The 7,245-nt window shown below is 61.1% G+C and carries 6 protein-coding genes; 5 read left to right on the top strand and 1 reads right to left on the bottom strand.

What is annotated here, in order from left to right; all coding sequences use genetic code 11:
* On the top strand, window positions 1–1,279 hold a 1,279-nt coding region (locus VHD36_16335), incomplete at its 5' end, for a 1-acyl-sn-glycerol-3-phosphate acyltransferase (protein HVU88893.1).
* Window positions 1,276–3,771, top strand: coding sequence for a PEP/pyruvate-binding domain-containing protein (locus VHD36_16340; GenBank protein HVU88894.1), 2,496 nt, complete (start codon window positions 1,276–1,278; stop codon window positions 3,769–3,771). The genes VHD36_16335 and VHD36_16340, both read left to right, overlap by 4 nt.
* 142 nt (window positions 3,772–3,913) lie before the next feature.
* On the opposite strand, the gene VHD36_16345 is transcribed toward VHD36_16340, so the two are convergent.
* Window positions 3,914–4,207: a DUF2312 domain-containing protein gene (locus VHD36_16345; protein ID HVU88895.1), complete on the bottom strand. Its 294-nt coding sequence runs from the start codon at window positions 4,205–4,207 to the stop codon at window positions 3,914–3,916.
* 47 nt (window positions 4,208–4,254) lie between these two features.
* Between VHD36_16345 and VHD36_16350 the strand changes: the two genes are divergently transcribed.
* The 3 genes from VHD36_16350 to VHD36_16360 all read left to right on the top strand — a co-directional run.
* The gene (locus VHD36_16350; GenBank protein HVU88896.1) at window positions 4,255–4,656 is read left to right on the top strand and encodes a hypothetical protein; all 402 of its coding nucleotides are present in this window, start codon (window positions 4,255–4,257) and stop codon (window positions 4,654–4,656) included.
* Between the two features lie 83 nt (window positions 4,657–4,739).
* Window positions 4,740–6,200, top strand: coding sequence for an NADH:flavin oxidoreductase (locus tag VHD36_16355; protein HVU88897.1), 1,461 nt, complete (start codon window positions 4,740–4,742; stop codon window positions 6,198–6,200).
* A gap of 131 nt (window positions 6,201–6,331) precedes the next feature.
* Window positions 6,332–7,245 (top strand): GDP-mannose 4,6-dehydratase (locus VHD36_16360; protein HVU88898.1); only part of this gene is annotated, 914 nt, incomplete at its 3' end.

Consider the following 7,245-nt stretch of genomic DNA (forward strand, 5'->3'; position numbering starts at 1 on the left):
CCTGGCCCTGGCCGTGTTCTTCCGCCGCATCGATGTAATGGGTCCGGAGAATTTACCTCGCGAGGGCGGCGTGCTGTTTGTCAGCAACCACTTGAACGCCTTCGTCGACGCCATGCTATTGCGTGCGGTGTTGCCGCGGCCACTTTGGTTGACAGCGAAAGACACGCTCCGGCAGAATCCACTGATGCGCGTTCTCTTAAGGGCGACGCGCACCATCACCGTGCAGCGCCGTGAGGATCAGCAAGGTACGGCAGGCAATCGAGACACGGTCGCCCGCCTGGCTGCGCTTCTGGCTGGGGGCGAGCAGGTGGCCATTTTCCCCGAAGGCTTCAGCCATTCCGAAGGGCGACTGCGACCCTTCAAATCGGGCGCAGCGCGCATCGCCTTACAGGCAGCCAAATCCTGCGACACGGTCGCCGTTGTACCGGTGGGGCTCGTATATTTGCAGAAATCGACCTTTCGCTCGGATGTGGTTGTGCGTTTTGGTTCACCCATTGGAGTTGCCAAGTTACCGGCCGACCTGCGCGACCCGCATGTGCTTACCGAGCGCTTCGCGCGCGATGTCACGGCGCTAGCCGTACCGATTTCTCCGGAACGCTCGAAATTCATCCACTGGGCTGCCGAACTGGCGCTTGCCGGCGGCGCGCCTCCCATGCGGCTGGGGCAAAGACGAGACAATTATCTACCGCGTTACATGCGCATGCTCGAACGCATTTCATCGGCGTATGATCGCCTGCCTCCGCAGCAGGTGGCCGACGTGCAGCGACGCATGCTCGCACTGTACGATCTTACAGGGGGAGCACGCCTCAACGTGGCCGAGATCTACCTGCCGCTCACGTGGTGGCGCATTGCGATCTTTGTCATTCGCGAGTTGGAAGTCCTGCTCGTCGCCGGTCCCATTGCTTTGTTCGGATATGTAAATCATGTGCCGGCCTATTTCGGCACCCGCGCGATCGTCCGTCGCCTGGCCAAGGACGAAGATCACGTGGCCACGGACGCAATTTTTTTTGGTTTTCCCTGGTTCGCCTTGTGTTACGCGGCGCAAACAGCCGCGATAGCAACTTTCTTGGGTAGGGGCGCGGCCGCGTGTTATGCGATCGCGCTCCCCTACACGGGCGCCGTGACGCTTTTGTTTCGTGATCGCACGCTCGACGCTCGGCGGCGATTGTCCAGCTTTGCCGCTTTGATTTCCAACCGTACAAGACGCGAGAAAATCCAAGAGGAAGCACAGGCACTGGTCGACGACGTCAATCACCTATTGGCAGAGGTACAGCGATGAATCCGCTCAAATCGTTCGCGGACGTGAGCGATGCCGAACTCGACGAGCTTGGCGGTAAGGGACGCAATCTCGTGCTATTGACCCGCGGCGGATTTCCCGTGCCCGGCGGATTCGTCGTTCCGGCTGCCTGTTACCGGCAATGGGTCGCGAGCATCGACTGGTTCGATCCGCACGCGCACGCCTTCAGCTATGACCAGCCTGATGTCGTCGTCAACCAATCGGCCGCGCTGCGCGAGCGTCTGGCTAGCGCGCCGGTCGATCCTGAGCTTGTGCGGCAGATTACGTCCAAGCTAGTTGCGTGGCCGGCAGGTAGCGCCGCCGCCGTGCGCAGCTCTTCCACGTTCGAGGATCTGGGCGAGGCGGCCTTTGCCGGTCAGCATGATACGTATCTGAATTGCGTCGGCGCGGACGAAGTGGTCGAGAAGCTGCGCAGCTGCTGGATTTCGCTGTGGACCGACCGCGCGATTCTGTATCGGCACTCGCGCGGCTTCCGCCACGCCGACGCGTCGATGGCCGTGGTCGTGCAACAGCAAGTTCGTGCGGAGGTGGCCGGCGTCGCCTTCTCGATCCATCCGGTCACGGGGAACCTCGACACCGCGACCATCGATGCCAACTACGGCCTGGGCGAATCGGTCGTCTCGGGTGATTTCGCCGTCGACCACTTTGAAGTTGACAAGACCAGCCGCACGATCACCTCGCGACAAATCGCGAATAAGGAACGTTGCATTCGGCCAACCGCCAACGGCACCGAGGAAGCGGAAGTCGATAGTGCGCGCCGCGACCAACCCTGCCTGGATGACGCGCAGATTCTGAGGGTGGCCGACCTGGCGACGCGCGTCGAAGCCTATTACAGCTGGCCACAGGACACCGAGTGGGCGATGGCTGGCGGCGAATTGCTCTTGCTGCAAGCTCGCCCCGTCACGATCATTCCTCCGCGCTGGACGCGCGACGAATCCGCCGAGCGATTCCCGCAACCCTTCACGCCGCTCAGCTGGGATTTCGTGCAAACGGGCTTTCGCCGCTCCTTGGCTCACTCGCTGCGCCTGATGGGGTTGCCGGGCTTTCAGGGAGACTGGTTCGACAAGCTGGGGCAATACATTTACGGCAATCAAAACGCCGTCGAAGTGATCCGCCGTTACCGGCCCGTACGGGCACGTACGATCGACGAATTGAGCGCCGAGCTACCCGTGCTGCGCGAGCGGTACGCGAACCTGATCGAACTGCCAGCGCGCTGGATGCGCGATTTGGATCGCTACCTGTTGCAGATTGGCGAGCTGCGCTCGTTCTCGTATGAAGGGTGCACCGCGACGGAAATCTGGCAGCACCTATCCCGTGTTGTGCAGGTGGGCGAAGAGTACTTTCTGCCGAACATAGCTATCTCGATGACCCAGGGCTTCCTGCACGGTGTATTACACGGCCTGGTGCAGTTGGCCGTGGGACCGGAACTCGCGCTTAAGGTTCTGGACGGTTTGCTCTCGGGCGTGGAAACAAAAACGGTCGAGGTGAATACCGAGCTGTACGCATTGGCGCAGATGGCTCATGCCGATGCGTCTCTCGAGCAGTTGCTCGCATCGGTTCCTTCGGAGAGGATTGTCGCCGAGCGTCGCTTGGAAACATTTCCCGAATTCGCGGCAGCTCTGAACACGTTTCTCGAGCATCATGGTCATCGCGAACTGGCAATCGACTATTTCGTTCCCACCTGGATTGATTGCCCGTGGATCGTGCTTGACTTGCTGAACGCGATTCCGGCCGACGCGGCAAAGCCGGCCGACACCTCGAACGACGGCCGCCGGCGTTATTCCGAAACCGAGTTGAAGGTGCTAGCCGTCGTTCCCGACGATATCCGCTATGCGCTACGGGAAGTGATCCGGCTGGCGCGGGTGTACACGTTGCTCGACGACCTGGAGCACTACCAGACAACGCGGATCAACCCACTCGCCCGGCAAGCCGCACTAGCTTTGGGCGCGCAGCTGGTTGACGAAGGAATACTTGCATCGTGGGACGACGTTTTCTTCTTTCGACGCGCCGAATTGGAGCGGATTGTCGGCGGCGAGCGCTCGGCCGCGCTGATCGAGGCCGGTCGCAAACGCCGGCGGGAATTCGAAGAGGCCGGGCGCACCCAGCCAGACTGGAATTACGGCCAGCAGACGGAAGCCGCTCTGGCCGAGGGCGCCATGCGAGGTATCCCAGGCAGCCCAGGAGAAGTCGAGGCCGCGGTGTTCGTGGTCGATCGCGTCGAACAATTCAAAGAGTTTCCGCGTGGCGCGATTTTGGTAGCCCGCACCACGAATCCGGCCTGGACTCCCTTGTTCTATCAAGCGGCGGGACTGGTCACCGACAGCGGCGGACCACTCTCACACGGCGCCGTGACGGCCCGCGAAATGGGCCTGCCCGCCGTCATGGCCGTAGCCGGCGCCACCACGCGCCTGAAGACGGGGCAGCGCGTGCGCGTGAACGGATCGGCCGGAAGTGTGGAAGTTTTGAGTGACTGAGCGATCGAAGCCGATGGTGCGATGTGATACAGCGAGGGCGACAACAACCGCGTAGGGCATGTAAGCCCGTAATCGCGGTTGTTGCCGTCGCCCAAATTCGCACGGCAAGAGCCGGAGCGACATCCCACTGCAAGCTTGCCGCTTACGCCGCCTCGCGGTCATCAAAATCAGAATCCATGCCGAGCGCCCTCTTGTAGACTTCGAGCATGGTCTCTTGTTCCTCGCGCTTGTGCGCGTCGATTTTGCGGATTTTGATAATCTCGCGGAGCGCCTTCACGTCAAAGCCCGCACCTTTTGCCTCAACATAGATGTCGCGAATATCCGCAGCGATCGCCGCCTTCTTCGTCTCCAGCCGCTCGATTCTCTCGATCACCGAGACCAGTTCCTCGACCGCTACTGCAGCGACATTGGCTGTCTCGTGCTCCGCAACGCTCATGCAAGCCTCCTCTGGTTGGTGCAATCGTCAATCTCTTTCGATAGACCTTGAGCGTGAAGGCCGAGCGTTCGGACTGGGCTCTTCGTCCCTCTGCACGAAGCGAGCTGCACGATCCTGCCGTAGCGACCATTCCGGCGATGTGGGACAGAAGGCCCGTCGCGCGATCGATCACGCTCTGCGGTCAGAAGATTCTCGGCAAGTTTGGTGGCGATCCCCGCGACAAATGCCGTGTCATCCGGTATCTGCTGCAATCCGCGAAATCTTGTCATTGCGAATTCCACGTTCAGCCGCAAAGCGCAGCAAAAGCCGCGAGGAAAGGTCAAATCCGGTTGACCGTAATCGGTACGGCAATCAGCGAGCAAAGTGGACGATTTCCATCAAATAGCGGAATCGAAGACATCTTTCCCAATGGTCGCCGCTGCTTCCGCCCGCTCCGAACCATGCCGTGATAAGATGTGCTGAACAACACGACCACTTTGTGCGGCGATAACCGCCCTGGTTCCGGCGTGCCAAACGTTCTCAATAATCCAAGATGCTTCGCAAGTCGTACACGAAGGTCGCACAGTTCAAGGATGTCGCGGCTTTCCGCGCCCGGTTGGCGGAACTCGGTCTGGAATTGCCGCTCGACGACACCATTCTCACGGCCGCCTGTGGCTCGCCGCTTGCGCAGCCGATCTCGATCGGACGTTTCTCGGTCGGCAACCGCTGGTGTATTCACCCCATGGAAGGATGGGACGCGCATCACGACGGCTCCCCCTCGGAGTTAACCCTGCGCCGATGGAAGCATTTTGGCGTTAGCGGCGCCAAACTGATCTGGGGCGGCGAAGCAGCCGCGGTAACCCCGGGCGGCCGCGCCAATCCGCGGCAAACGCTCGCCACCTCAGAAAACCGCCGTGGTCTCGCGGCGCTACTCAAAACACTAACGACAGCTCATCGCGAGCGCTTTGATACGACGAGCGATTTGCTCGTCGGCCTGCAATTGACGCATTCGGGACGCTTTTGCCGCCCTCATTCCAAGCGGTTGGAACCGCGGATCGCCTACCATCATCCGCTGCTTGATGCGCGGTTTGACATTCATCCAAGTGATGATTCCGTCGTCCTGACCGATGAACAAGTAGATCGTCTGATCGACGACTACGTCGCCGCGGCCGGCGCGGCACGCGACGCTGGCTTTCAATTCGTGGATATCAAGGCCTGCCACGGATATCTCCTGCACGAATTCCTTGGCGCCTCCTGTCGCCCGGGGCGCTACGGGGGAGACTTCGACGGGCGAACACGATTGCTGCGCGCGCTTATTGCCCGCATCCGGGACGCCTTTCCCGATCTGATGATCGTCGTTCGACTCAGCGCCTTCGACACGGTCCCTTACGTTCCTGGCGACGAGGGCGTGGGGCGGCCGATGGATTTCTCGCAAGCGCTTCCGTATCACTTCGGTTTTGGTGTCGATCCGTCTGATCCATTGCAGATTCACCTCGACGAAACGATCAAGCTCTTGCACATCTTGCACGCGCTCGGCGTCGCGGCACTGAACATTTCGTGCGGCAGCCCCTACTACAATCCCCACATCCAGCGGCCGGCGATCTTTCCTCCCAGCGACGGCTACCTTCCGCCCGAGGATCCGCTGGTGGGCGTGGCGCGACAGATCGAGACCACGCGTCGCTGCAAGGAAGCCGTTCCCCAATTGGTCATCGTCGGCAGCGGCTATTCTTACTTACAGGACTATCTGCCCCAGGTGGCCCAGGCCGTGGTGCGGAAAGGATGGACCGATCTGGTGGGCCTGGGGCGCATGGTGCTTTCGTATCCGGAGTTGCCTGCCGATGTCCTGACCCACGGGCACTTGGCGCGAAAAAAAGTCTGCCGGACGTTCAGCGATTGCACGACAGCCCCGCGGCATGGGCTCGTCTCGGGCTGTTACCCGCTCGACTCGCACTATAAGGAGCTTCCCGAGGCGGTTAATCTAGCGGAATTCAAGTCTTCGCAAAGGTCTTCGTAAGACCCGCCCTAGTGCTGACTTACGGGTGCCATTCTTCGGCCATGCTCCACCGCCGGACCCCAGGATTGCGGCCGGCGCTCTCAATGAGTAGTTTTCTCTCTTCCACTTTGATCCGGAATTAGAATATCTCGATGGGTAAGCGCGCACTGATCACCGGCATTACGGGCCAGGACGGCTCGTATCTGGCCTCGTTCCTGTTCGACAAGGGGTACGAGGTACACGGCATGGTGCGCCGTTCGAGCACCGAAAGCTACGAGCGGATCGAGCACCTGCGCAGCCGCCTGCACCTGCACCAGGCCGACCTGCTCGATCAACTGTCGCTTGTGAACCTGGTGCGCGACGTGCGGCCGGACGAGATCTACAATCTCGCGGCGCAGAGTTTCGTCCCCACCAGTTGGCTGCAGCCGCTGTTGACGAGCGAATTCACGGCCCTGGGCGTGACCCGCATGCTCGAGGCGATTCGCCTTGTCGATCCCGCGATCCGCTTCTTTCAGGCTTCGAGCAGCGAAATGTTCGGCCGGGTGCGCGAAGAGCCGCAAAACGAGCAGACCCCCTTCTGGCCGCGCAGCCCTTACGCCGTCGCCAAGGCGTACGGCCATTTCATCACGGTCAATTACCGTGAAAGCTACAATCTGCACGCTTGCTCGGGCATCATGTTCAATCACGAGTCGCCGCTGCGCGGCAAGGAGTTCCTGCCGCGCAAGGTCTCGGACGGGGTGGCCCGCATCAAGCTCGGCGTGCAAGACCGCCTGCACCTGGGCAATCTCGACGCCGAGCGCGATTGGGGCTTTGCCGGCGACTTCGTCCGCGCCATGTGGCTGATGCTACAGCAGGACAAGCCCGACGATTTCGTGATCGCCACCGGCGAAAAACACACGGTGCGCAAGCTCGTCGACCTGGCCTTCGGTCGCGTAGGGCTCGATCCGGCCAAGTACGTGGTGACCGACCCGGCGCTTTATCGCCCGGCCGAGGTCAATCGGCTACGCGGCGATTACAGCAAGGCCAAAGAAGTGCTGGGCTGGGAACCGACGGTCGACTTCCCCAC

This window comes from Pirellulales bacterium, assembly GCA_035546535.1.
Classification (GTDB): Bacteria; Planctomycetota; Planctomycetia; order Pirellulales; family JACPPG01; genus JACPPG01.